Annotated in this window: 20 protein-coding genes and 1 tRNA gene; 8 read left to right on the plus strand and 13 right to left on the minus strand. The window is 70.6% G+C overall.

Annotation, left to right across the window (positions count from 1 at the left end; genetic code table 11):
• Positions 1-31: 31 nt before the first annotated feature.
• The gene (locus AB0H93_RS28525) at positions 32-1,153 is read right to left on the minus strand and encodes an FAD-dependent monooxygenase (protein ID WP_358576435.1); all 1,122 of its coding nucleotides are present in this window, start codon (positions 1,151-1,153) and stop codon (positions 32-34) included.
• A gap of 130 nt (positions 1,154-1,283) precedes the next feature.
• On the opposite strand from AB0H93_RS28525, the gene AB0H93_RS28530 reads away from it, so the two are divergent.
• Together AB0H93_RS28530 and AB0H93_RS28535 are read left to right on the plus strand one after the other, a co-directional pair.
• Positions 1,284-2,105 carry a GntR family transcriptional regulator gene (locus tag AB0H93_RS28530; protein ID WP_358576436.1) on the plus strand — a complete coding sequence of 274 codons (822 nt, stop codon included), beginning with the start codon at positions 1,284-1,286 and terminating at the stop codon, positions 2,103-2,105.
• A gap of 269 nt (positions 2,106-2,374) precedes the next feature.
• The gene (locus AB0H93_RS28535; protein WP_358576437.1) at positions 2,375-3,520 is read left to right on the plus strand and encodes an epoxide hydrolase family protein; all 1,146 of its coding nucleotides are present in this window, start codon (positions 2,375-2,377) and stop codon (positions 3,518-3,520) included.
• Positions 3,521-3,632: 112 nt separating this feature from the next.
• Here the strand turns inward: AB0H93_RS28535 and AB0H93_RS28540 are convergent, their stop codons facing one another.
• Complete coding sequence (locus AB0H93_RS28540; protein ID WP_358576439.1) at positions 3,633-4,709, minus strand: hypothetical protein; 1,077 nt, start codon at positions 4,707-4,709, stop codon at positions 3,633-3,635.
• Positions 4,710-4,917: 208 nt separating this feature from the next.
• Between AB0H93_RS28540 and AB0H93_RS28545 the strand changes: the two genes are divergently transcribed.
• Positions 4,918-5,763 carry a hypothetical protein gene (locus tag AB0H93_RS28545; RefSeq protein WP_358576441.1) on the plus strand — a complete coding sequence of 282 codons (846 nt, stop codon included), beginning with the start codon at positions 4,918-4,920 and terminating at the stop codon, positions 5,761-5,763.
• A gap of 329 nt (positions 5,764-6,092) precedes the next feature.
• On the opposite strand, the gene AB0H93_RS28550 is transcribed toward AB0H93_RS28545, so the two are convergent.
• Positions 6,093-6,166 (minus strand) — tRNA-Leu (locus AB0H93_RS28550).
• 146 nt (positions 6,167-6,312) lie between these two features.
• Between AB0H93_RS28550 and AB0H93_RS28555 the strand changes: the two genes are divergently transcribed.
• Positions 6,313-6,534 (plus strand): DUF3618 domain-containing protein, encoded by a 222-nt coding sequence (locus AB0H93_RS28555; protein ID WP_132482584.1) that lies wholly within the window; start codon positions 6,313-6,315, stop codon positions 6,532-6,534.
• Positions 6,535-6,575: 41 nt separating this feature from the next.
• Here AB0H93_RS28555 and AB0H93_RS28560 read toward each other — a convergent pair whose 3' ends face one another.
• The 10 genes from AB0H93_RS28560 to AB0H93_RS28605 form a co-directional block, all read right to left on the minus strand.
• Positions 6,576-7,271, minus strand: a complete 696-nt coding sequence (locus AB0H93_RS28560; RefSeq protein WP_358576443.1) for an MOSC domain-containing protein — start codon at positions 7,269-7,271, stop codon at positions 6,576-6,578.
• 87 nt (positions 7,272-7,358) lie between these two features.
• Positions 7,359-7,976, minus strand: coding sequence for a TetR/AcrR family transcriptional regulator (locus AB0H93_RS28565; RefSeq protein ID WP_358390162.1), 618 nt, complete (start codon positions 7,974-7,976; stop codon positions 7,359-7,361).
• A gap of 104 nt (positions 7,977-8,080) precedes the next feature.
• Positions 8,081-8,383 (minus strand): hypothetical protein, encoded by a 303-nt coding sequence (locus AB0H93_RS28570; protein ID WP_132482590.1) that lies wholly within the window; start codon positions 8,381-8,383, stop codon positions 8,081-8,083.
• Between the two features lie 121 nt (positions 8,384-8,504).
• On the minus strand, positions 8,505-9,080 hold the full coding sequence (locus AB0H93_RS28575; RefSeq protein ID WP_358576444.1) for a nucleotidyltransferase family protein: 576 nt from the start codon (positions 9,078-9,080) through the stop codon (positions 8,505-8,507).
• Positions 9,081-9,165: 85 nt separating this feature from the next.
• Positions 9,166-10,611, minus strand: coding sequence for an NCS2 family permease (locus AB0H93_RS28580; protein ID WP_358576446.1), 1,446 nt, complete (start codon positions 10,609-10,611; stop codon positions 9,166-9,168).
• A 325-nt stretch (positions 10,612-10,936) separates the two neighbouring features.
• The gene (locus AB0H93_RS28585) at positions 10,937-11,425 is read right to left on the minus strand and encodes a nucleoside deaminase (RefSeq protein WP_358576447.1); all 489 of its coding nucleotides are present in this window, start codon (positions 11,423-11,425) and stop codon (positions 10,937-10,939) included.
• Between the two features lie 291 nt (positions 11,426-11,716).
• Entirely contained in the window at positions 11,717-14,023 is a 2,307-nt protein-coding gene (pucD, locus tag AB0H93_RS28590) for a xanthine dehydrogenase subunit D (protein ID WP_358576448.1), read from the minus strand.
• On the minus strand, positions 14,020-15,369 hold the full coding sequence (locus AB0H93_RS28595) for an 8-oxoguanine deaminase (RefSeq protein WP_358576466.1): 1,350 nt from the start codon (positions 15,367-15,369) through the stop codon (positions 14,020-14,022). The genes pucD and AB0H93_RS28595 overlap by 4 nt, the downstream gene beginning before the upstream one ends.
• Positions 15,370-15,509: 140 nt before the next feature.
• A complete protein-coding gene (locus tag AB0H93_RS28600; RefSeq protein ID WP_358576450.1) occupies positions 15,510-15,995 on the minus strand; it encodes a (2Fe-2S)-binding protein in 486 nt (161 codons plus the stop codon).
• Positions 15,986-16,855 carry a xanthine dehydrogenase family protein subunit M gene (locus AB0H93_RS28605; protein ID WP_358576452.1) on the minus strand — a complete coding sequence of 290 codons (870 nt, stop codon included), beginning with the start codon at positions 16,853-16,855 and terminating at the stop codon, positions 15,986-15,988. The genes AB0H93_RS28600 and AB0H93_RS28605 overlap by 10 nt, the downstream gene beginning before the upstream one ends.
• Before the next feature lie 239 nt (positions 16,856-17,094).
• Between AB0H93_RS28605 and AB0H93_RS28610 the strand changes: the two genes are divergently transcribed.
• The 4 genes from AB0H93_RS28610 to AB0H93_RS28625 all read left to right on the plus strand — a co-directional run bounded on the left by AB0H93_RS28610 (position 17,095) and on the right by AB0H93_RS28625 (position 21,555).
• Entirely contained in the window at positions 17,095-18,600 is a 1,506-nt protein-coding gene (locus tag AB0H93_RS28610) for a helix-turn-helix domain-containing protein (RefSeq protein WP_358576454.1), read from the plus strand.
• A gap of 349 nt (positions 18,601-18,949) precedes the next feature.
• Entirely contained in the window at positions 18,950-20,167 is a 1,218-nt protein-coding gene (locus AB0H93_RS28615; protein ID WP_358576455.1) for a type III PLP-dependent enzyme, read from the plus strand.
• Positions 20,168-20,246: 79 nt separating this feature from the next.
• Complete coding sequence (speD, locus tag AB0H93_RS28620) at positions 20,247-20,642, plus strand: adenosylmethionine decarboxylase (protein WP_358576456.1); 396 nt, start codon at positions 20,247-20,249, stop codon at positions 20,640-20,642.
• Positions 20,643-20,682: 40 nt separating this feature from the next.
• On the plus strand, positions 20,683-21,555 hold the full coding sequence (locus AB0H93_RS28625; protein WP_358576458.1) for a spermidine synthase: 873 nt from the start codon (positions 20,683-20,685) through the stop codon (positions 21,553-21,555).
• The last annotated feature ends 233 nt before the right edge of the window (positions 21,556-21,788 follow it).

Raw genomic sequence — 21,788 nt, forward strand, 5'->3', positions numbered from 1 at the left:
ATCTGTGCAACGAGGACCGGTCGGTCCGGGCTCACGCGTCGACGTCCAGGGAGATGCCGTTCTTGGCGCGGTTCAGGGACTCCTCTGGTGCGGGACCGTCGGGGTTCTCGGTCGCCAGGGCCTGGTTGAGCGCGACGAACGGGCGCATCCGCCGCTCGTAGGCGGCGAAGGCGGCGGTGTGGTCGGTGCCGGACCGGCCCAATTCGTCGCCGAGCACGTACGCGCCGACGAGGGCCAGGCTGGTGCCCTGGCCGGACAGCACCGAGGCGCAATACCCGGCGTCGCCGATCAGCGCTACCCGGCCAGTCGTCCACCGGTCCATGCGGATCTGGGACATCACGTCGAAGTAGAAGTCCGGTGCCTCCGCCATCGCCGACAGCAGCTTCGGGACTTCCCATCCGAGATCGGCAAGCCGCTCGGCCATGATCTGCTTCTGCTGTTCGGTGTCCCGGTAGTCGTAGGTCACCGGCTCGGACATGAAGCCGAGGGTGACCCGCAGCTCGGTGTTGTCGCGCACCGGGTAGACGCCGCCACCGGCACCCGAAGTCCCGTCCCGGAACCACACCTGCCAGTTGTCCAGGCCCAGGACGTTGGCCATCGGGAAGATCGCCAGGTACTGGCCGAGATGCGTGCTGAACTGCTGCTCCGGCCCGAAGACGAGCCGACGCACCGTGGAGTGCAGGCCGTCCGCGCCGATGACCAAGTCGAAGGTGCGGAAGCCGCCGCGCTCGAACTCGACCCGGACGCCGTGCTCGTCCTGCTGCAGGGCGTTGATCGAGTCGCCGAAGACGTGCTCGACCCGGTCCCTCGTCACCGCGTGCAGCATCGCGGTGAGGTCCTCGCGCAGCAGCTCAACGTCCTCGTTGTCCAACCGGCCGCCGCTGAAGGTGTGCTCTTCGGACCGGAACAGCTCGTTGCCCGCACCGTCCAATATGGACATTCCGTGCATCCGGGTGCGTGCGGCCCGCATCGGCTCACCGAGGCCCATCCGGTCCACCACGTCGAGCGCGACGCCGCGGATGTCAACCGCCTGACCGCCATTGCGCGGGCCGGGGCTTCGCTCCACCACGGTCACCGAGAAGCCCTTGCGTTGCAGCCAGTAGGCCAGGGTCGGGCCGGCGATACCGGCTCCGGAGATCAGGACTTTCCGCATGGGATTCTCCACTGCTTTGACGATGTACGCGTCCGTGCGTACATCGCACACAGTGTCATTTCTTCCGCAGAGCAGCCAAAACTGGCGTAGTACAGTTGCCCATCTGTACTAGCACAGATTGGAGGTGCGCATGCCGGCGGAACCGCGGTACCTGGCCATCGCCGCCGAACTCCGGCGCAGGATCGCGCAAGGCGAGCCGGCCCCCGGCGCGAAGGTGCCGTCCACCCGCAGGATTGCCGCGGAGTGGGGAGTTGCGGCGGCCACGGCGGCCAAGGCGCTGGCCGCTTTGCGACAGGAGGGGCTGATCCGCGCTGAGCCCCGCTCGGGCTACGTGGTCGAGGGCTCCAGCCGCCCGGCGGCGACCAAGCCCGCCCACCGGTCCGCGCCGCACGGCCGGCCGGAGGACCTCACCCGTGGCCGGATCGTGCAAGCCGCCATCGAGATCGCTGACAACGAGGGACTGGCCGTGCTGTCGATGCGCGGCGTCGCGGCCCGGCTCGGGGTCGCGCCGATGTCGCCGAACCGGCGGCATCCGTGGCTGGCCCAGCTGACCCCGATCACCCGGCCGCTGCCGCTGCCCAACCTGGCGGTGCACGCGGAGTTCGCGCTCGCTGCACTGGACGGTCTCAACCTCGGCGCAGCCGCGATGTGCGACCTGCACGTGCTGCTCGTCAGTCACGTGCAGGGCATCGCGGTCCACCTCGAACGGGAGCAGCAGGCACTCGGTGCGTCCGGGTTGTCCGAGGACGAGTGGATGGACAACCAGGCGCCGAGCCTGGAGGCGATCACCGGCACGGGGCGCTACCCGACATTCACCAGGATGCTCACCACGCTGTCCGCCGAAGGCTATGACCTGATCCTGGACGATCTGTTCGAGCTGGGCCTGCGCTCGCTGCTCGACGGCCTGGCCATCCGGATCTGCAAGTCGGCGGGCTCCGGCGAGCTCGGTTGAGCCGTCGCTCGGGCAGCGCGGCCTGGGACCGCGCCGCACGATGACCGGACCGGTGAGGACGTCCGCGGCCGAGTTCGCGCACCACGCGCCGCGCAAGGGTGTTCCGCACTCGCGAAGCCGAACCGGCCTCGTAGCGAACGGAAGCCTCCGCCGGCGTCTTTGATGGACAGAACGATTTGGTGTCCGGTGTTGTGCGTCGAGGATTTCCCCCGCGACTGGACGATTTCTTAGGTCCGCAGATGGCCTAAGCGGCTCATAGCGTGCGGGGCATGACGAACGAAGTACGTCCCTTCCGCATCGAAATCCCGCAGGAGCAGCTCGACGACCTGCGGGCGCGGCTGGCCGGCACCCGGTGGCCGGACGAGCTGCCCGGGGTCGGGTGGAGCCGCGGTGTCCCGGTCGGCTACCTCAAGGACCTCGCCGAGCACTGGCGCACCGAGTACGACTGGCGCGCCCACGAGGCGGAACTCAACGCGCACCCCCAGTTCGTCACCGCCATCGACGGGCAGCACATCCACTTCCTGCACGTGCGCTCGCCGGAACCGGGCGCCACGCCGCTGGTCCTGCTGCACGGCTGGCCGGGCGGGGTCGTGGACTTCCTCGACGTCATCGGGCCGCTGTCGGATCCCCGCTCGCACGGCGGTGATCCGGCCGACGCCTTCCACCTGGTGATCCCGTCGCTGCCCGGGTTCGGGTTCTCCACGCCGCTGGCCGGGCCCGGGATGAACGTGGCGCGGATGGCCGGGCTGCTGGCGCGGCTGATGGCCCGGCTCGGGTACGACGGCTACGGCGTGCAGGGCTACGACGCGGGCGCGTGGGTCGGCCCCGCGATGGGCAAGCACGACCCGGGCCACGTCATCGGCGTCCACGTCAACGCCCTGCTCGCGTTCCCGGCCGGCATCGACGGCGAGATGGACGGCCTGACCGAGGTGGAGCAGCGGCGCTGGGAGGCGATGCAGAACTTCAACGACGGCTACCTGCAGTGCAATTCGAAGCGACCGCAGACGGTCGGTTACGGGCTGCACGACTCGCCGGTCGGCCAGCTGGCCTGGATCGTGGAGAAGTTCAAGGAGCTCACCGACCCGCCGGAAGGCCTGCCGGAGGAGAGCGTCGACCGCGACCGGATGCTCACCGACGTCTCGCTGTACTGGCTGACGGGAACGGCCACCTCGGCGGCGCAGATCTACTACGAGGAGATCTCGGCGGCCGACTGGAGCGCGGAGCCGGCGGGCAAGGGCACGGTGCCGACGGGCGTGCTGGTCTCGAACCACGACGTGACGATCCGCCGCTGGGCGGAGCGGGACCACGACATCGTGCGCTGGACGGAGCTGGAGAAGGGCGGCCACTTCCTCGCGATGGAAGAACCGGAAGCCCTCGTCGAAGACGTCCGGACCTTCTTCCGCGACCTCCGCTGAAAGGCGTCTGATGCGTCAGATTCGCCGGGCGAACACGGCTCTGCCAGGCCCCGCCAGGCCGTTGAGAGCGGGGCCGCGCCCGGCGAGGACGTTCCGGCGATGTGCCGGCGTGCTAGCCGAGCGGAAGGGTGGAAACAATCGCTCTCAGCGCCTGACCGGACTCCGCTTGCCTTATTCGCTCGGACAGGACCAAGGCTATCTGGGACGCGTACTGGGCATATTCGGAGTAGCTCTCGGCCCCGGCGTAGATGGCCCCGGCGCAGATCGTCCCGGTCCGGAAGGTCACGACCGCCCTGACGGTATCGCCGATGGGCTGCTCCGTGGAGTACGTCTCTTCGCCGATTTCCAGGCGGTTGGGCATTCGGGTGTGCTGGCGCTCGGCAACGTGCTCTGCCACAACCGCCTCGCAAGCGGACTTCGCATCTTCCCGGCTGCGGTACGTCCAGATCGTGAAATTGACTTCGCCACCTCTGGGGCCGGTGAAGTTCGCCTCGCCGGCGAGCGCGAGGCGGGAGTTCGGCACTCTGACCACCGAGGCCGGCTGCTCGCGGGTCCACCCGGTCGGCATGTCGTCGATGGTCGGCAGCACTTCGTACACGAGGTCCTCGGTGAAGACCACCGGGCCGGCCTGACCTGATCTCCCGCCGCTCGGTTCGGCCGGCGCCGGGCCGGGAGACGTCGCGGAAGGCTCGTCAGGTGCGTTGACCACCACGGTCGTCGTCACCGCTCCGAAAAGCAGTGCGGCCAGGACGATGCCCCAGGTGCCCAGCCGGTAGCTGCGGTGCTTGTCGATGTTTCCGCCCGCGATGTCGGTGCGCGAGAAGGTGATGTCCCTGCCGCTCGCGCTGAGATTCACCTGCTGTGCCTGAATCGCGTGATCGGCGGTCGCCTGGGACACCGACGTCGTCGAGACCATCTGCCGCAGCTGCTCCGCGAATGCCTCGTCAGCGTCGGCCTCTTCCGCGAGCTTGGCGGAAACCATGTTCCGCCGGTTGACCTCTTCGGGTTTCTCCGCCAGGCCGCTCAGCACGGCCGAACCCAACTCGGTGCGCTCCAGGCGATCGCGGACCAACTCGTACAGGCGGCCCGCGGCAGTCTGCTGGGACTGTTCGACCACGCCCGAAGCGATGCCGGACAGGTATCCGGCGACGGATTCGACCGCTTGTGCTGCTAAGGCAGGGATGTCCACGTCCGTCCCCTTCGGCTGGTCTCCGACCGAACGGTCGATCTTATCGCCGTGGGCACGAATTGACCTGCAGTTCGCGCGGATTCGCTGGTTCTGGCCGAACCGGACGCCGAAAAGCACCGCACGGCCCAAGAGCCGCGCCCCGACCGCCTCGTCCCGTGCATCGTCGTTTCGGCGTGGACCGAAACGACGCGGTCCTACGGTGACCGACATGTCATCGCAGACCCGAATCGCCGACCACGCCGCGGTGTCGGCGGCGCTCGCCGACCCCGCATTGACCATGCCACGTGTTCCCGACGGTGGTCCGGCCTCGGGGATTCGTTGGCTGAGGAGGAGTGTCGCGCGTTTCGCCGACGGCGCCGAGCACGACCGACGTCGACGGCAGGCCACCAGCTTGCTGGCCGAGGTGGAGCCGGCCGGGTTGCGCCGGCTGGCCGCGGAACGCACGTGCGCTGCGCTGGACGTCATCGGCGGCGGCCCGTTCGATCTCATGGCGCGGCTGGCTCGCGTGGTACCGATCGACGTGCTCGTCGCCGCCCTCGGCATGCCTCCGGTTCCCGCCGGTGTCGTCGCGGCGGTCGCCAAGGCCTACCAACCCGGCACCGGCGCGGAAGAACCTGCGGACGAGGCGGTCGCCCGGCTCGTCGAAGCATTCGGTGGGGTGCCCGACGAAGCCACCGCGGCCAGGATCGGACTGCTGGTGCAGACCTGCGACGCAACGGCCGGGCTGGTCGGGAACGCGGCCCTGGCCATGCTGAGAGCGGACGGGGAGCGGTCGGTCGACACGATCGTCGCCGAGACGCTGCTGCACGACCCCCCGGTACGGATGACCCGCCGACAGGCATCGAGCACCGGGACGGTCGTCGAGATCGACCTCGCGACGGGCGGCTGTCCCTTCGGAGCGGGGCCGCACCAGTGCCCCGGCCAAGACCACGCGACAGCCATCGCGGCAGGAATCCTGGAGTCAGTCCGGGGCTACGCCCTCGTCAACCCCCAAGTCGAATACGAGCGGTCCGCCGCACTGAGAGTGCCGACCGAACTGCGGGTGACGAGGTGAGCGCAGAAGCGCCGAGCTCCCAGAAGCCCTCCGAAAGCTCCGCCCACCAACCGACGGAAAGCAGGACAGGAAAGACGGCCGCCGAGCCCAACTGGCAGTGGCGAAGCGGGGAGAGCGGCTGCCGAACTCAGCCAGCGGAAGCGAAGCAAAAATAGCGGTCACCGATCGGAGTGCTGGTCGATGAGCAGGCCGGGAACGCTCGGCACGGCAGGGAGCGGACGAAAGGCGGCCACCGCACCGCGGGGGTCCGCGGGGGCTCGGCCCCCGCGATGAAATGACGAGACGAAAGGGTTCGCGCTTTCCGCGAACACACCCCGCCCAGAGTCTCGTGGGGCCGGAGGGACTCGAACCCTCACTGGCTAGGACCTAAACCTAGTGCCTCTGCCAATTGGGCTACGGCCCCGCACGGCACAGCCTAGCGCGTGGGGTGATCTTGGCGGGAGGCGCGTTCCCGACCGGGGTTGCGGGCGCGACACGCGAACCGCTGGTGCGTGGCCGGTTCGGCGGTGCTCTACGGTGTCAGCAGCCAGGTGAACGTGAGGAGGACACGTGGCCCGTGATCCAGACGCCATCGAGCGCGACATCGAGCAGGCGCGTGAAGCGCTGGCCAGCACGCTGGACCAACTGAGCGTCAAGGCGAACCCGAAGCGCTTCGTCGAGTACGGCAAGTCCAGCCTGCAGGAGAAGCTCAGCGATCCGAGGGTGCGCTACGTGCTGATCGGCGTCGGTGCTCTCGTCACCGTTGCGGTGGTGCGCAAGCTGTTCCGCTGAGGTCCGTGGGTCTTCTGGGTTGCCGGGGCAGCCCAGAAGATTCAGGACACCGCGTCGCCGACCCGGACTTCGCCGGGTTTGGTGACGCGCATGATCACGCCGAACTTGTTGTCGTGGCGGTCGATGAGGTGGGTCTGCAGTTCCCGCCAGCGCTCGCGGCCGTCGGCGTCCCAGCTGGGGACCGCGCAGCGGATGCACGGCCCGGAGTGATCCCCGGTCACCGCCAGTTCCACGTCGCCCACGGTGAGCACGGTGCCGTGCTCCCAGGTTTCCTCGGCGAACGCCGGCAGATCGGTCGTCACGTGGATGTTCGTGCGGAACCGGCGGAGATCGACGTCGGCGCCCAGCTCGTCGGAGAGCCCCACCCGGGAGGCCTCGAAGGTCACGAGCACGGTCGGCCCGCGGTCCTGCTGCCCGTCCGCGGCGCGCAGGCTCAGCGGGATGTCCAGCGAGCCGGCGAGGGCGTCGGTGAGCTTCGGGTCCGTCCAGGACCAGTCCGCGCCGTCCGGGCCGCGCAGGGTCGGCGGTTCGGTCGGGTCGGCGGTGTCGCCGTAGCTCGCCGACCAGCTCAGCATGACCGCGTTCTGCCGGACCGTCAGCACCTTGCCCGAACGCTTGGCGCGCTCGTCGAGCAGCGCGTAGGCGCGGTCGCCTGCCATGCCGCGGTCGTCGAACCGGGCCGCTTCGACGCGCTCACCGCGCAGCGACTTCACCGGCCAGCGATTGAGCTCCGTCACCGATCCCCGCGCCACGCAGACCTCCATTCACCGCGTGGCCCCACCCTAGCGCGTGGCCCTGGTGCTCCGACTCGTGCGAACCGGGGATCATCGCCGGGGCGCGGCGCTGTGGAGCAGTGGTAGCAGGGCCTCGTGCAGCAGCCGGTCGACGAAACCGGTGTCGAGCGGCTCGTCGGTGAGCATCAGGCGGTAGATCAGGCTGGCTCCGGCGAGTTCGACGACCGTGTCGATCGGCGAGTCGGCGCGGATCTCGCCACGCTGCACGCCGCGCTCGATGATGCGGCGCAGCATGTCGCGCTGCGGCAGCAGGAAGGACTCGCGGAACGCCGCGGCCAGTTCGGGCTCGTGCGGGAGCTCGCCGACCAGCGCCTGCGCGGCCTTGCCGACCGGGCCGGTCAGGAACGACGCGAAGCTGCGGAGGAACTCGCCGAGGTCCGCCTCGATGGTGCCCTGGTCGGGTTCCGGGATGCTGCGGCGCACCAGCTGGGTGCAGGTGTCGATGACCAGGTCGAGCTTGGAGTCCCAGCGGCGGTAGATGGTGGCCTTGCCCGCCCGCGCGTGGGCGGCGACGGCGTCCATGGTCAACGCCCGGTACCCGACGTCGGCCAGCACCTCCATCGCGGCCTGGCGCAGCGCCGCGTCGCGGGTGGCATCGCGCGGGCGCCCCCGGCCGCTGGCCGGCCGGTTCGTTTCGACGCTGGCCAACGCTGGTTCCTCCTCGCGTGCACTGCTCGCCGCTTTCACACCGGACATCCTAAGGTCCGCGCCGCTTTCGTCCACTGTGCACGCAATCGGGATGTTCCGCGCGGTCACCTGGCGCCGCGCGCGTGGCCCGTCGCGGCGGCCATGGCGCTGCGGGTCGCCTCGTCGGACAGGCCGTGCCTGGCCTGCAGGTATGCGCTGGTGAAGGCGAAGCCGTCGCCGTCGAGCAGGTGGATCACGACGCGACCCGCCTTGCCGGGCGCGAGCTGCTCGATGAACTGGTCGGCCTGGTCGCGCGCCGCGATCAGGCCCGGCGCCCGGGCCGTCCGGCGATCGGCGCCGGTCGTGACCGTGACCAGCCAGTCGTCGCCGTCCGGGACGTAGTCGGCCGTGATGTGTCCGCTTGCCATGAATGCCTCCGCCTCCGGCGCGCTCGGGCGTTCGTGTGACGTCGCGGACCGGCGAGGGCTGCGTCGATCGCTGTCGGCGCTGGGCAGCCGCTGGTAGGCCGGTCGCGCGTGGCCGTCGACTTTACGGGTTGCCCAGGGCGAGGTCTTCAGGACGGTCGATGTCGAAGCCCGCCGACACGTCGTCGCAGGCCACCAGCGCGACTTCGCGGCCCTTGAGGTAGCCGCGGGCGCCGGCGTCGCCGGTGGCGGCCGCGCGGGCCCCGGCCCAGTGGTCGCGGCCGAACAGCACCGGGTGGGTGCGCGCGCCGTCGTGCGCGGCGGCGGCCAGGGCGCTCCGGCTCGCGAGCGCGGCGACGCGCCGCACGGCTTCCGGGCTGATGCCGGGCATGTCGACCGGCAGCACGAGGGCGGCGTCGGCATCGGTCGGGGCGAGCGCGTCGAGCGCGGTGCGCAGCGACGAGCCCATGCCGGTGGCCCAGTCCGGGTTGACCACGGCCGTCGCACCGGTCAGCTCGGCCCGTTCGCGGACCTCGTCCGCGGCGGCGCCGAGGACGACCACGACGGGCGCGCAGCCGCCCGCGGCGAGCACTCGCACGGCCCGGTCCACCAGCAGCGATCCGTGGTACTCCACCAGCGCCTTCGGCATCCCGAAGCGACGCCCGGCACCGGCGGCCAACACGACTCCCGCGACTCCCACGCACGCACCGTACCCATCCGGAGAAGGCGGTGGAGGGCGCCTCTCGGGAAAGGCGCCCTCCACCTGGTTCCTGGTCGAGTGGCAGCTACTCGACCAGGGCCTCGATGCCCTCGACGCCGAAGTAGAAGGCGAAGACGATCGCCAGGACGCCGACGAGCCAGCCGATCTCGCGCACCTCGCCGCGGGCGATCTTGATGACCGCGAACGCGACCAGGCCCGCGCCGATGCCGTTGGTGATCATGTAGGTGAACGGGATCACCGCGATGGTCAGGAACGCCGGGATCACGTAGTCCGGGTCGTCCCAGGGGATGTGCCGGACCTGGGCCATCATCAGCGCCCCGACGATCACCAGCGCGGGCGCGGCGGCCTGCGCCGGCACCATCGCCGCCAGCGGCGTGAACAGCAGCGCCGCGCAGAACAGCAGGCCGGTGACCACGCTGGCCAGGCCGGTGCGCGCGCCTTCGGCGACGCCGGTGGCCGACTCCAGGAACACCGTGTTCGGCGACGAGCCGGTGAGCCCGCCCGCCGCGGCGGCGACGCCGTCCACGGCCAGGATCCGGCCCATGCCCTCGACCTTGCCGTCCTTCACCAGCCCGGCCTCGGAGGAGACACTGGTGATGGTGCCCATCGCGTCGAAGAACCCGGACAGCACGAGGGTGAACAGGAAGACGGTGGCCGCGATGCCGCCGGCCGCGGCGAACCCGCCGAACAGATCGACGTCGCCGAACAGGCTGAAGTCGGGGCTGCCGACGACGTGGTCGGGCAGCTCGGGCACGATCGTGCCCCACTGCTTCGGGTCGATGGCGAACGCCGCGTTCGCCGCGATCGCCAGCACCGTGCTCACCGCGATGCCGATGAGGATCGCGCCGGGCACCCGCCGCGCCAGCAGCACCAGCATGATCAGCAGGCTCACGCAGAAGATCGCGATCGGCACGCCGATCAGGTGACCCTCGGTGCCCTGACCCATCTGGACCGGCACCGTGGTGTTGGCCGCGTCCGGCTTCCGGGTCACGAATCCCGCGCTGACCAGGCCGATCAGCGCGATGTAGAGGCCGATGCCGACGGTGAGCGCGGTCTTCAGCGCGGCCGGGATGGCGTTGATGATCTTCTCCCGGACGCCGCTGACGGCCAGGACGACGATCACGATGCCTTCGAGCACCACCAGCCCGAAGGCCTGCGCCCAGGTCATGGCGGGCGCGATGGTGAAGGCGACGACGGCGTTGACGCCCAGCCCGGAGGCCAGGGCCAGCGGCGCGTTGCCGACCAGGCCCATCACGATGGTCATCACGCCGGCGGTGGCCGCGGTGGCCGTCGTCAGCTGCTCGGGCGTCAGCTCGGCGCCGGTCGCGTCCGCGGACGCGCCGAGGATGAGCGGGTTGAGCATCACGATGTAGGCCATCGCGACGAACGTGGTCAGGCCGCCGCGCAGTTCGCGGGAGAAGGTGGAACCGCGGGCGGTGATGCGGAAGAAGCGATCTAATCCGGAAGTGCCGGCGTCGGCGGATCTTTCCGGTTGCACTTGCTGGGTCATGAGTCCTCCCATGCCGGTGGGCGCCCCCGCGCGGCACCCGGATTCGGTGCCGCCCGGACTTGTTTCCGGCGTTTTCCGGGCAGGGGAGGGCCCGGCGGGAATTCGCCGAAATCGGTGCGGGGCATTTGATCGATTGGTTTTCGCTGTCCCGGATCGGTTCATCGGGACGGCGGGCGGGCCCAGCTCCGGCGCAATGGCGGGGAACTGTCGGTGTGGCCCGTCCGCAGGCTTCGGGCGACCCGGTCGTCGCTACCGATGCCTCTGCTCAGGACGTCGTTGTCGGAATCTTCTTGCTGGCTGGGGAATTGCTGGATCGGCTCGCGGGTCAGTAGTCGATGCGGTCGGTCTTGCCGCGCCAGGCGTCGAAGGCGGCGTTGCGGTCGGCCATCTCCACCCGGACGACGGGCGTCGGGCACTTCGTCTCGGGATCCTCGAACGCGTCGTAGAAGGCGCGGTCGTCGAAGCCCGCGTCGGCGGCGTCGTCCCGGTCGGCGGCGAACAGCACCCGGTCGACCCGCGCCCACAGCGCCGAGGCCAGGCACATCGGGCACGGTTCGCACGAGGTCACCAGCACGCAGCCGTCCAGCTTGAAGGTGCCCAGCGCCCGGCAGGCGTTGCGGATCGCGGTCACCTCGGCGTGCGCGGTCGGGTCGAGGTCGACGGTCACCTTGTTGGTGCCCGTCGCGATGATCTCGCCGTCCCGGACGATCAACGCGCCGAAGGGGCCGCCGCCACTGTCCACATTGGTCGTGGCGAGGCCGATGGCCTGCGCCATCCACTCCTGCTCGGCGCCCGTTGCTACGTCCACGGACATTGCTTTCCTCCTATGATCTTTTCAGTAAGCGGCGGGAGCCGCTTGCTATGTGGGACTCGGCTTGCACCGCCGTGGGTTCTCAGGGGTCTTCTCGCGAGGACAGCCCCGACGTGGTGAATTGGTCATTCATGATGTCGGGGATCCCACAGCGAGAAGGCTGCAGTAACTCCCGCAGGGGGGCCGCTACCCGCACCGCCACGCAAATCACTTTGAATTTCTCGCCGGGTCTTCCGGTGATTCTGTTTGGGTTGCTGGGGCGGCGGCCCGGCACCGCCGCCCCAGCGGGTCTGGTCACACGATGTGCTCGGGGGCCACCGGGGTGTGCGGGAGTTCCTTGCCGGTGGCTGCGCGGATGGCGGCCACCACGGCGGGCGTGGTGGAGATCGTCGGCGGCTCGCCCACCCCGCGCTGCCCGTAGACCGCGTTGGGGTCGGCGCGTTCGATCACGTCGATCTCCATCGGCGGCGTGTCGAGGATCGTGGGGATCAGGTAGTCGGTGAAGGAGGGGTTGCGGATGTGCCCGTCCACGACCTTGATCTCCTCCATCACGGCCAGCCCCATGCCCTGCGCGGTGCCGCCCTGGATCTGGCCGATCACCGCGTCCGGGTTGATCGCCTTGCCGACGTCCTGGGAGCAGGCCAGCTGCACGACCTTGACCAGGCCGAGATCGAGGTCGACGTCGACCACCGCGCGGTGCGCGGAGAACGCGTGCTGCACGTGCACCCGGTCGCTGCGGCCGTTCTCGTCCATCGGGAAGGTCTCCCGGTGGTGGTACTCGCGGGTTTCCTCGATGACGTCGTCGCCGAGCACCTCCACGAGGTCGGCCAGCACGCCGTGGGCCTCGGACACGACCTTGCCGCCCTGCAGGGACAGCAGCGCCGGTGCGACGTCGTAGCGCTCGGCGACCCGGGCGAACAGCGCCTCCCGCACCGCGTCGCAGGCCGCCTTGACGGCACTGCCGGTGACCAGCGTCTGCCGCGAGGCGGAGCTGGAGCCGGCCGGGCCGACGCTGGTGTCGTTCGGGTGGATGGTCACCCGCTCGACGCCGAGCTCCGACCGCGCGATCTGCTGCTGCACCGTCACCAGGCCCTGCCCGACCTCGGCCGCGGCGGTGTGCACCATGGCTGCCGGCTCACCGCCGATGGCCTGCAACCGCACCCGCGCGGTCGAGAAGTCGTCGGCGCCTTCGGCGTAGCAGATGTTCTTGATCGTCACGCCGTAGCCGACGCCGCGCACCACGCCTTCGCCGTGCGTGGTGTTGGACGCCCCGCCGGGCATGTCCCGGATGTCCACCGGCCCGGTGCGCTCGTCGGGCATCGGCAGGTCCCGCACGCGCGCCAGCAGCTCGGCCACCGGTGCCGGGAAGTCCAGCACCTGACCGGTCGGGATCGAGTCGCCCTGCTCGATGGCGTTGGCGATGCGCAGGTCGACCGGGTCCATGCCCAGCGCGTCGGCGAGCTTGTCCATTTGGGACTCGTACGCGAAAGTCGGCTGCACCGCGCCGAGTCCGCGCATCGCGCCGCACGGCGGATTGTTGGTGTAAAGCCCCCAACCCTCGATGTCGACGTTCGGCACCTTGTACGGCCCGGCGCCGAGCGTGGTGCCGTTGCCGACCACGACCGGCGTCTTCGAGGCGTACGCGCCGCCGTCGAAGTACTGCCGCGCCTTGACGTACACGAGCTTGCCGTCGCGCGTCGCGCCGTGCTCGTAGTACATCTTGGCCGGGTGCCGGTGCACGTGGCCGTAGAACGACTCCTCGCGGTTGTAGACCATCTTGACCGGTTTGCCCAGGTGCAGCGCCAGCATGCACACGTGCACCTGGATGGACAGGTCCTCGCGGCCGCCGAACGCGCCGCCGACGCCGGACATGGTCATCCGCACCTTCTCCGGCGGCAGCCCGAGCGCCCGCGCGGTCTGCCGGAGGTCGGAGTGCAGGTCCTGGGTCGCCAGGTACAGGTCGACGCCGCCGTCCTCGGCCGGGATGGCCAGCCCGGACTCGGGCCCCAGGAACGCCTGGTCCTGCATCCCGACGGTGTACACGCCGGAGACCACGACGTCGGCCGTCGCCTTCGGGTCGCCCTTGACGATCTTCTGGTGCCGCACCACGTTGCCGTCCGGGTGCAGCTTCGGCAGCGTGTCGTCGTGCGCGACGCGCTCGGCGTCGAGCACCGGCGCCAGCACCTCGTAGTCGACGACGATCTTCTCCAGCGCGCGCCGCGCAGTCTCCGGGTGGTCGGCCGCGACCAGTGCGACCGCCTCGCCCTTGTAGCGCACCACGTCGGAGGCCAGCACCGGCTGGTCGGCGTACTTCAGGCCGAAGCAGTTGTCGCCGGGCACGTCCTCGGCGGTGAGCACGGTCTGCACGCCGGCCATCGCCATCGCCGGCCCGATGTCGATCGAACGGATCCGGGCGTGCGGGTGCGGGCTGCGCAAGGTCGCGCCCCACAGCATGTCCTCGGCCCACAGGTCCGAGGAGTAGGCGAACTCACCGCGCACCTTGATGGTGCCGTCCGGGCGCAGAGGAGATTCGCCGATGCCGCCGCCGATGGCGTCGTTGAGCTCCTGAGGACTGCGAGCAGGCGCATGGCTGCTGCTCATGCGGACACCTCCCGGGTGCGGATCCGGGCGCTCGCCCGGTCGAGTTCGTGGGTGAGTTCGGCCTCCGACACCGGCATCAGCCGGCCGTCGTCGACCACGACGCTGCCGCCGCGCAGCAGCCGCTCCAGCTTCGGCAGGCGGCCGAGCACCAGGGCGGCCACCGGGTCGGCGATGCCCGTGTGGTCGAGGCCGCCGAGCCGCCAGACCGCGATGTCGGCGAGCTTGCCGTGCTCCAGCGACCCCAGCTCGTCGTCGCGGCCGAGGCACCGCGCGCCGCCGCGGGTGGCGAGCCGCAGCGCGTCGCGGACCGACAGCGCCTCCGGCCCGTATCGGGCGCGGGCGGTCAGCAGGGCCTGGTGCATCTCCTCGCCGAGGCCACCGGCCTCGTTGGAGGCGACCCCGTCGACCCCCAGCCCGACGGGGGCACCGGCGTCCAACAACGGCCGCACCGGCGCGATCCCGGCGCCGAGCCGGCCGTTGGAGGTGGGGCAGTGCGCCGCGCCGGTGCCGGTCTCGCCGAGCCGGGCGATGCCCTTCTCGGACAGGTGGATCGTGTGCGCCAGCCACACGTCCGGCCCGAGCCAGCCCAGGTCGTCGGCGTACTCGACGGGGGTGCGGCCGAACTCGGCCCGGCACTGCTCCTCCTCGTCGGTGGTCTCGGCGAGGTGGGTGTGCAGCCGGACCCCGTTGCGGCGCGCCAACTCCGCGGCCTGGCGCATCAGGTCGGTGCTGACCGAGAACGGCGAGCACGGCCCCACCGCGACGCGCACCTGCGCGCCCGGGTTCGGGTCGTGGAACCGGTCGATCGCCTCCTGGGTGCCGGCCAGGGCGGCGTCGAGGTCCTCGACGACCGAGTCCGGCGGCAGGCCGCCGTGCGAGCGGCCCCGGTCCATCGAGCCGCGCACCGCGTGCAGTCGCACGCCGATCCGCTCGGCCGCGGCGACCACGGCACCGAACACGTCGCCGCCGCGCGGGAAGACGTAGTGGTGGTCGGCGGCGGTGGTGCAGCCGGACAGGGCCATCCGGGCCAGGCCCGCCGACGCAGCGGCGTGCGTGATCTCCTCGTCGATGCCCGCCCAGACCGGGTACAGCTCGGTCAGCCAGCCGAACAGCGTCGCGTCCGCCGCGTAGCCCCGGGTGGCCCACTGGTACAGGTGGTGGTGGGTGTTGATCAGGCCGGGAGTGACCAGGCAGCCGGACGCATCGATGCGCCGCACCGGGCCCTGCTGGGCCGGCGCGGAACCGGGGCCGACCGCGACGATGCGGTCACCCTCGACGACGACGTGGCCCTCGGCGAACTCGGTGCCCGAGTCGTCGACGGTGACCACGGCGCCGCCCTCGATGATGACAGTCCCGCCTCTCCGCGATTCACAGCGGTGGTCGCGTTCGGGATTGATCTCGCGTTCGGCGGTTTCTTGTGGCTGGGTTGCGTCACGGTCCCCTGAGGTGCGGTTGGGAGGGGGTGGGGTTGACGCAGGGTTGCTGCTCATGAGTGAGCCTTGCCCGATGTCGTCTTCTTCTGGGCGGCGAGCCGGACGGCATCCATGATTTTCTCGTAACCGGTGCAGCGGCACAGGTTCCCGGCCAGCGACTCGCGGATCTCCGCGTCGGACGGGTCCGGCTTCCGGTTCAGCAGGTCGTGCGTCTGCACCAGCAGGCCCGGTGTGCAGAAACCGCACTGCACGGCACCGGCTTCGACGAATGCCTCCTGCACCTCGTCCAGCTTCTCGCCGTCGGCGAGGCCTTCCACGGTGCGCACCTCGCGGCCCTCGGCCTGCCCGGCCGCGATCAGGCACGAACAGGCCGGCACGCCGTCCATGTAGACCGTGCAGGAACCGCATTCGCCCTGCTCGCAAGCGTTCTTCGAGCCCGGCAGGCCCAGCCGCTCGCGCAGCACGTACAGCAGGCTCTCGCCCTCCCACACGCCGTCGGCCTCGTGCGGTTGTCCGTTGACGGTGAACTTCAGGCGCATTCCTGCCTCCCGGAACAGTGGTCGTCCCAGACCCAGGACAGGGTCCGGCGGGCCATCACGGCCAGCGCGTGGCGGCGGTAGTCGGCGGTGCCGCGCACGTCGTCGATCGGCGACGCGGCCTGCGCGACCAGCTCGCCGAACCGGCGGGCCACCGACTCCTCCAACGGCCGCCGCTGCTCCCAGTCGAGCTCGGCGCTCAGGAACTCCTCGGCCGCGAGCGCGCGCAGCGGCGTCGGGGCGGCCGAGCCGATCCCGGTGCCGACCTGCTTGCGGTCGGGGTGCAGCGCGATCGCGAAGGTGCACACCGCGATGACCATCGCGTTGCGGGTGCCGACCTTGGAGAACTGCTGCGCGCCCGTCGCCGGGGCGATGTGCACGGCGGCGATCAGCTCGTCCTCGGCCAGCGCGTTGCGCTTGACGCCGGTGAAGAACTCCGTCGCCGGGATCAGCCGCTTGCCGCGCACGGACTCGACCTCGATCCGCGCGTCGGAGGCCAGCAGCGGCGGGTGGCCGTCGCCGGCGGGGGAGGCGGAGCCGAGGTTGCCGCCGAGGGTGCCGCGGTTGCGGATCTGCGGCGAGCCGACGGTGCGGCTGGCGATGGCCAGGCCCGGCACCCGGTCGCCGAGCTCGTTGATCAGGTTGGTGTAGGGCAGGCCCGCGCCGATGCGCAGCTCACCGTCCGCCTCGGACCAGCCGGTCAGCTCCGGGACGCCGGTGAGGTCGAGCAGCATGCTGGGGCGGCGGTGATCGAAGTTGATCTCGACCATCACGTCGGTGCCGCCGGCGATCGGCGTCGCATCCGGATGCGCGGCCTTGGCTTCGAGCGCCTCCCGCCACGAGGCGGGGCGGAGGAATTCCACGGTTGTACTCCTTGTCACGGCCGGTGAAAAGGTGTGAGTCAGTACACAGCCGGGGAGCAGTCGGTGACTAGCGGTGGAAGGCCCGAAAAAGCCTTTCGGTGGGCGGACGGGAGTTGTATGTTTCTCCAAACGCGCGGAGCCGCGGTGCGCCGTTCGGGCCATCCCGCCGAAACATCGCGGAGTTCCGCACCGGGAACAGGTGGCTGCCTCGCGCCGGCAGCGGGATCCGAGGTGCGCAGGTGCAGCTGAACGACCTTCTCGCCGATCCGGAACTCGGACTGGTGCTGCTCAACGGCGCGGAGGAGATGGCCCGCCCGGTCCGCGGCGTCTACATCACCGACCTGCTGGATCCCCGGCGCTACCTGCACGGCGGCGAGCTGGTGCTCAGCGGCCTGATGTGGCGCAACGAGCCGGCCGATTCGGAGGCGTTCGTCGCCGCGCTGGTCGACGCCGGGGTGGCGGGCCTCGCCGCGGGCACCGCGCGCCTCGGCCACGCCCCGCCGGACCTGGTCGAAGCGTGCCGGCGGCACGGCCTGCCCGCCTTCGAGGTGCCGCTGACGGTCAGCTTCAACACGCTCGCCGACCGCATCCAGCGCCGCTCCGCGCCGCGCCGCGAGCTGGTCTCCGCGGTCGCCGGCGGCGCCGACCTCGACCAGGTGCTGCGGATGGCGGCCGACGAGCTCGGCACCGACTGCTGGGTGCTGTCCGCGGCCGGCTGGATCGTCGGCGGCACCGCCGACCTGCCGGAGGAAACCCGCTGCGCGGCGCTGCGCGAGTTCGCGACCGGCCGCCTCCCGCGCACCGTGCGGCCGGGCGACGCGCACGTGCTGTGGCCGGTGGAGTCCGGCATCGAGCCGCCCGCCGCAGGCTGGTTCGTGCTGGCGCGTGGCGACGTCGCCGACTGGGACGAGGAGAAGGAAGCCATCGCCACCGACCTGAGCACGGTCGTGGCGCTGCTGCGCGCGCGGGTGGACGAGGCCCGCCGGATCGCGGGCCGCTCGGTGGAAGCGGCCCTGCGGCGGCTGCTCGACGGCACCTCCACGCAGGCCGAGGTCGCGGCGCGGCTGGAGACCGCGGGGCTGCCGACCGACGAGCCGCTGCGGGCGGTCGCGCTCAGCGTCGGCGACCCGGCCGAGTCGACGACTCTGTTGCGCGAGATCGCGGCAGCGACAGGCATGGCGTCGGTCACGGCGCCGCTCGGTGACGGCGCGACGGCGTTGTTCGTCGACGACGAAGCCCACCTGGCGGAGCTGGACGCGCTGCTGCGCCGCATCGCCGCCGAGACGGAGCCCGGCCTGGGCCGGCGGCGGCTGGCGGTCGGCGTCAGCGACGTCAGCCCGGCGACGGCCCTGCGCGGAGCGCTGGAGGAGGCGGGCTACGCGCGGCGGCTCGCGCAGCAGCGCCGAGGGCGTGCTGAGGTCGTCGCGGCGGCGGAGCTCGCGTCGCACGAGGTGTTGCTGGCGTCGGCGCCCGACGAGCTGCGCCGCTCCTATCGCCGGCGGTTGCTCGCGGACCTGATCGCGTATGACTCGGCGCACAACTCCGACCTGGTGCGCACGCTGCGGACCTTCCTCGACTGCTCGGGATCGTGGTCGCGCTGCGCCAAGCGACTCCACGTGCACGTGAACACGCTGCGCTACCGGATCCAGCGGATCGAGGAGATCACCGGGCGGGATCTCGCCGACTTCCCGTCCCGAGTGGACTTCTACCTAGCCCTCGAACTCGACCGCGAGCCCGCCGAGTAGCGCCGCGGGTTCCGCCCTGGACGGACGTTTCGCCAGGTGAGCTCCCGCGAGCGTTTTTGGTTGCTATGGCGACCCAAAGTGCTCGCGGGGCCTGACCAGGCAAAACATCCACCTGTGACGCGATCACGGGAAGTCGGGCTCCGACCACGCAAAGCGACGACGTCGGCGCGGTCCCGTGGGAGTGCTCACACTCGGTTCCGCTGTCCGGGGGAAGGGGTGGGCGCGGTTCGAAATCTGTGCGTGAGCGGGGTACTGTGCTTGGTCGCAGTCGCGCTCCGAGGGCGCGCGCCCCAGCGGGTCGGACCCCGGGGAAAACCCAACCCCACCAGCCGAGACGGAGGTACCGGGATTGACCGATCTGTCCGCCACCACCGGTGTGACGGACCGCCCGAGCGGCACCGCGCAGCAGACCGAATCCGCCGCGCCGGACCCGATTCTGCAGTTCCTCGACCGGCGACGCCCCGAAACCCCCTGCCTGGTCATGGATCTGGCGCAGGTGCGCGACCGCTACCGGCAGTTGCGAACCGCCCTGCCGGACGCCCGGATCTGCTACGCGGTCAAGGCCAATCCCACTCCCGAAGTGGTCGGTGAACTGGTCGGCCTGGGGGCCTCCTTCGACGTCGCCAGCCCCGGCGAGATCGACCTGTGCCTCGCCAAGGGCGCGGCCCCGGAGTCCATCTCCTACGGCAACACCATCAAGAAGCGCCGCGACGTCGCCCGCGCCTACGAGCAGGGCGTCCGCCTGTTCGTCACCGACAGCGCCGCCGACCTGGCCAACATCGCCGAGGTCGCGCCGGGTTCGCGGGTGTTCTGCCGGGTCCTGGTGGACAACAAGGGATCCCGCACCCCGTTCGGCCGCAAGTTCGGCTGCTCGCCGGAAACCGCCGCGCAGCTGCTGCGGCGCGCGGTGGAACTCGGCCTGGACGCCTACGGCGTGTCGTTCCACATTGGATCGCAGCAGCTGGAACCCGCCGCGTGGGAGCACGGGATCAGCGCCGCCCGGCGGGTGTTCGAGGACTGCGCCGAGTACGGCGTGCGGCTGCGGATGGTGAACCTCGGCGGCGGATTGCCCGCCGGCTACACCGAATCCGCTCCGCCGCTGGCCGACTACGTGCGCCGCATCGAGGAGTCGCTGGACCGCAACTTCGGCGCCCAGCGGCCGGAACTGCTCATCGAGCCGGGCCGCTTCATCGTCGGCGACGCGGGCGTGCTGCGCAGCGAGGTCGTGCTCGTCAGCGACGCCGTCGACGGCGACCGCCGCTGGGTCTACCTGGACATCGGCCGCTACAACGGGCTCGCCGAAACGGAAGGCGAGGCCATCACCTACCGGCTGCGCACCTCCCGCGACGGCGACCCGCGCGGCCCGGTGGTGCTCGCCGGGCCGACCTGCGACGGCGATGACGTGCTCTACCAGCGCACCCGGTACGAGCTGCCGCGAACGCTGCACGGCGGCGACTGGGTCGACCTGCTCAGCGCGGGCGCGTACACCGCGAGCTATTCATCGGTGGGTTTCAACGGATTCACCCCGCTGCCCACGTATTGCGTCGACGGCGACGAACAGCCGTGATCGCCTCGGCAACTTCGAGAAGCCGACACCGAACAGTGCCGACTGGCACTGCATCTGCGAAATGATGGGAGGTCGATAGATGTCCGTTGACACCGGGACGCCGCCGGTTGGGTTGTTCACCGGCCAGCATGTCCTCGCCGAGCTGGAGGGCGTTGATCCGGATCTGCTCGACGACGAGCAGTTCCTGCGGGAGACCCTGCACGACGCGTTGAGCCGGTCGCACGCCACCGTGTGCCAGATGATCGCCAAGCGGTTCGAGCCGCAGGGTGTCACCGTGTTGGCGTTGCTGTCGGAGTCCCACGCTTCGCTGCACACGTACCCGGAGGACGGCTCGATCTTCATCGATGTCTTCACCTGCGGGCACACGGCCCAGCCGGAGCACGCGGTCAAACTGCTCGCCGAGGCGCTGAAACCGGCCTCGCAGAACGTCCAGACCATTCAGCGGGGCCGCGACTACGCGGACCTTGCCTCGTGAACTTGCCCTACCCGGCAAGCCGAATCAAGGAGGAGCACCGTTGATCGAACTCGACGGGCACCGGTGGATCAAGGAGCCGATGGGCGACGACCTGCAGCGCCTGTGGCGGGTCGACGAGGTGCTGTGGGAGGGCGACACCGACTACCAGCACGTGGTCATCGGCCGCACCGGCCAGGGCGTTTCGCTGTTCTGCGACGACGACCGGCAGAGCACCGAGTTCTCCCAGCTGGTCTACCACGAGGCGATGATGGTGCCGGCGTTCCTGCTCGCCGCGCAGGTCGAGCGGGTGCTGATCATCGGTTCCAGCGAGGGCGTGGCCAGCCAGATGGCGGTCGCGGCCGGGGCAGGCCGGGTCGACCACGTCGACATCGACGAGCAGTGCGTGCGCATCTGCGCCGAGCACCTGCCGTACGGCTACAGCACCGAGGAGCTCGCCCGCGTCGAGCAGGGTGACGGGCCGATCAAGCTGCACTACGCGGACGGCTGGGGCTTCCTCGACCAGGCGCCTCCGGAGGGCTACGACATCGTCGTCGTCGACCTGCCCGACGAGCGGGCCGACGACGCCGACGGCCAGCACAACCGGCTGTACGGCCTGGAGTTCATCCAGCGCTGCCAGGCCGTGCTCGCGGCCGGTGGCGTGGTCGCGTTCCAGGCCGGCTGCCCGACGGTGTGGCGCAACGAGACGCTGATCCGCGCCTACAACCGGTTCCGGTCGATTTTCGACACCGTCGCCTACTTCGGCTCCGACGAGCACGAGTGGGCGTTCCTGTTCGGCCGGGTCGAGCAGATCGACGACCCGACGAACGTGATGCTGGAGGCGTTCTCCAAGTCCGCCTACCGGCCGGAGACGATCGACGAGGCCAGCCTCATCGGCTGCACCGTCCCGCCGTACTCCGTCCGCAACCAGGCCTGAAACCTTCCGCAATACGGAACTCAAGTTCCACGGCCCGCAATTTCAATGGAAATCAGAGCTCTGATTTCCATTGAGCGTTTTTCATCCTGGTCGGCCCGCAGCCGCGGGCCGCAAAGCTGCACGTCGATGGGGTGCCGTATGCGCCGCAGGCGCATAGCCCACCTACGACACTTGCGCCGCCGCGGGTTCTCAGGGGCTTCCTGGCGAGGACGGCCCCTCCGCCGTGTATTGGA

Origin of the sequence: Saccharopolyspora sp. NPDC050642 (assembly GCF_040654735.1) — a bacterium.
GTDB lineage: Bacteria > Actinomycetota > Actinomycetes > Mycobacteriales > Pseudonocardiaceae > Saccharopolyspora > Saccharopolyspora elongata.